Source organism: Phenylobacterium sp., assembly GCF_024508875.1.
Lineage (GTDB): Bacteria > Pseudomonadota > Alphaproteobacteria > Caulobacterales > Caulobacteraceae > Phenylobacterium.
This window is the reverse complement of sequence record NZ_JANINU010000236.1, coordinates 1-3,319: the sequence shown is the minus strand read 5'-3', so window position 1 is coordinate 3,319 and position 3,319 is coordinate 1. Positions and strand designations below refer to the sequence as shown.

General features: G+C 71.0%; 4 protein-coding genes. All 4 read left to right on the top strand.

The window, feature by feature from the left end:
• Nucleotides 1-143: rRNA maturation RNAse YbeY (locus Q0L11_RS16910; protein ID WP_296598775.1), on the top strand; the 143-nt coding region annotated here is incomplete at its 5' end.
• The gene (locus Q0L11_RS16905; RefSeq protein WP_296598773.1) at nt 121-1,020 is read left to right on the top strand and encodes a hemolysin family protein; all 900 of its coding nucleotides are present in this window, start codon (nt 121-123) and stop codon (nt 1,018-1,020) included. The genes Q0L11_RS16910 and Q0L11_RS16905, both read left to right, overlap by 23 nt.
• Entirely contained in the window at nt 1,021-2,595 is a 1,575-nt protein-coding gene (gene lnt / locus Q0L11_RS16900) for an apolipoprotein N-acyltransferase (protein WP_296598771.1), read from the top strand. It abuts the gene before it with no gap.
• Between the two features lie 96 nt (nt 2,596-2,691).
• A partial coding sequence (locus Q0L11_RS16895; protein WP_296598770.1) for an S-adenosylmethionine synthetase N-terminal domain-containing protein occupies nt 2,692-3,319 on the top strand: 628 nt, incomplete at its 3' end.

Sequence of the window (3,319 nt, the reverse complement as noted above, 5' to 3'; positions counted from 1 at the left end):
TGCATCTTCTCGGATACGATCACATCGGCGATGATGAGGCCGAGGTCATGGAAGGCCTCGAGCGTGCGGTGCTGGCCGGCCTGGGCGTCCCAGACCCCTATGCGGCCGGCGAGGGAGAGCATGAACGACCCCGAACCTCCTAGTCGACAGAGCCCGCGCCGCAAGACGCGCGGGCTCCTCGGACTGTTCGACTTCTTCCGGCGCACGGCCGAGGCCGCCGCCGACGAAAACCCCGAGCCTTTGACCGAGACCGGCGGCGAGCTGGTCAGCCAGGCCCGCGCGTTCCAGGACCTGCGCGTCGAGGACGTGATGAAGCCCCGCGCCGACATCGTCGGCATCGAGCGCGGCTGCACCTTCGCCGAGCTGACCGCCCGCTTCGTCGAGGCCGAGCATAGCCGCATGCCGGTTTACAAGGAGACGCTGGACGAGCCGGTGGGCGTGGTCCACGTCAAGGACGTCTTCAAGCTGCTGGCCGGCAAGAGCCGCCAGCCCAAGCCGGAGGACCACGTGCTCACCGGCCGCCGCCACCTGGTGCGCGAGGTGCTGTACGTGCCGCCGTCGATGCTGGCGGAGCGCCTGCTGACGACCATGCGGGCCAAGCGGATCCACATGGCCCTGGTGATCGACGAGTTCGGCGGGGTGGACGGGCTGGTCACGCTGGAGGACCTGCTCGAGACCCTGGTGGGCGACATCGCCGACGAGCACGACGAGGAGGGCGACCAGGCCTACCTGCCGATCGTCGCCGACGACGACGGCTGGATCGTCGATGGCCGGGCGCCGCTGGAGGAACTGGAGCACGCCATCGGCGAGGGCGCCGACCTGGCGCCCGAGGACCTCGACGAGGAAATCGACACCGTCGCCGGACTGGTGAACGCCCTGGCGGGGCGCGTGCCGCAGAAGCGCGAGCGGATCGAGCATCCCGACGGCTACCTGCTGGAGGTGCTGGCCGCGGATCCGCGGCGGGTGAAGCGGGTGCGCGTGCGCCGGATGGATCCGGCCGAAACCTCGGCCGAGGCCTGAGTGGCGCGACCCCGCTGGTACGCGCCGCTGACCGCGCTCGTGGGCGGCCTCGCGGCAGGCCTGGCCCATCCGCCGTTCGGGCTGGTCGTCGGCCTGCTGGGCTTCAGCCTGATCCTGCTGCGCCTGGAGACGATCCACGGCCCGCGGCCGCGCCGGTCGGCCTTCTTCCTCGGCTGGCTGGCCGGCCTGGGCTATTTCGGCCTCTCCACCTGGTGGATCGGCGAGCCGTTTCTCGTGGAGCCCGAGATCTACGGCTGGATGGCGCCCTTCGCCATCGTGCTGATGGGGGGCGGACTGGCGCTGTTCTGGGGCGCGGCGGCGGCGGCGTACCGCGCCCTGCGGCCGCGGAGCGCGTGGAAGCCCATCGTCTTCGCCGGGGTCTTCGCCGCCGCCGAATGGCTGCGCGGCCACATCCTGACCGGCTTTCCCTGGAACCTGGTCGGCGAAGCCTGGCGCGCGGGCAGCGCGCCGTCGCAGGCGGCCGCCCTGGTCGGCGCCTACGGACTCACCTGGATCACCCTGCTGCTGGCGTCGGCGCCGGCGGTGCTGATGCTGGAGGTCCGCCGCTCGGCCCAGGCCGGCGTGCTGGTCGCGGCGGGGGTCGGGCTGACGGTGCTCTACGCCGGCGGAGCCGGCCGGCTGTCCGCCACGCCGAACCCTGCCTACGCCCGCGACGCCACGGTGATCCGCATCGTCCAGGCGAACATCGACCAGAAGGACAAGTGGCGGCCCGAGAACCTGAACCTGGTGTTCTCGGCGTACGAGGAGCTCACCAAGCGTCCCGCGGCGCGGCGTCCCGACGTGGTCATCTGGCCGGAAGGCGCGCTGCCGGCGGTGATCGACGACCTGGTCTCGGAGGGCTCTCCCTACGCGCCTCGCCTGCGCGACGCGCTGGCCCCGGGCCAGACCCTGCTGATGGGCGCCAATCGCGCCGAGCCGGACGGGCGCGACGGATATCGCTACTTCAACACCCTGGTCGCGTTCCGCCGCGAGGCGCAGGCGCTGCGGGTGGCCGGCTACTACGACAAGTTCCGGCTGGTGCCGTTCGGCGAGTTCATGCCGCTGGGCGACCTGGCGCGCACGCTGGGCATCCGCAGCCTGGTGCACATGGAGGACGACTTCACGCCCGGCCCACGCCCGCGGCCGCTGGTGGTGCAGGGTGTCCCGGCGGTCCAGCCGCTGATCTGCTACGAGGCGCTGTTCCCGGGCCTAGCGGCGGGCGGGGCGCGGCCGGCCTGGATCCTCAATGTCTCGAACGACGCCTGGTTCGGTCGCACCAGCGGCCCTTGGCAGCACCTGAACATCGCCAGCTATCGCGCCATCGAGCAGGGCCTGCCGATCATCCGCTCCACCCCGACGGGCGTCTCGGCGGTGATCGACGCGCAGGGGCGGCTGGTCGATGACCGGAAGCTGGGCCTGGGCGCCTATGGCGTGATCGACGCGCGCCTGCCCGCCCCGGCGCGACCGACGCTTTACAGCCGGGCGGGCGACTGGCCGTTCGCCGGGCTGCTGGTCCTGTCGGCAGCGTCGTGGCTGGCCGGACGTCGCCGGCGTCGCAGACCTGCGGCCGATTAGGCGCCGAGCCTTGGCGCCACATAAGGATTTCTTTATAGGCGTTCGGCCTACTAGCCGGCCGTCCGCCGCGCCGCACCCATCTCCGGAGCCTAGCCCTTGAGCCGTTCCAGCTACATCTTCACCAGCGAAAGCGTGTCCGAAGGCCACCCCGACAAGGTCGCCGACCGCATCTCGGACACCGTCGTCGACGCCTTCCTCAGCGCCGAGCCGCAGGCCCGCGTCGCTTGCGAGACCCTGGTGACCACCAACCGGATCGTGCTGGCGGGCGAAGTCCGCGCCGGCAAGCCGGGCGGCTCCAAGGCCGAGAACAAGGCCCTGACCAAGGAGATCGTGAAGTCGCTGGAGCCCAAGGTCCGCGCCGCGATCAAGGACATCGGCTACGAGCAGAAGGGCTTCCACTGGAACAAGGCGAAGTACGCCTGCCACCTGCACGAGCAGTCGGCCCACATCGCCCAGGGCGTGGACGCCACCGAGAAGAAGGACGAGGGCGCCGGCGACCAGGGCATCATGTTCGGCTACGCCTGCGACGAGACCGACTCGCTGATGCCGGCGACGCTGCAGTACAGCCACGACATTCTGAAGAAGCTGGCCGAGGTGCGCCACTCGGGCGAGTGCGCGGTGCTGGAGCCCGACGCCAAGAGCCAGGTGACGGTCCGCTACGAGGACAACCGCCCGGTCGAGATCCTGCAGATCGTCGTGTCGACCCAGCACAAGAAGCGCCTGG

Coding starts and splice junctions, on each gene's coding strand:
- Q0L11_RS16905 (WP_296598773.1), top strand. CDS start 121: ATGAACGACCCCGAACCTCCTAGTCGACAGAGCCCGCGCCGCAAGACG.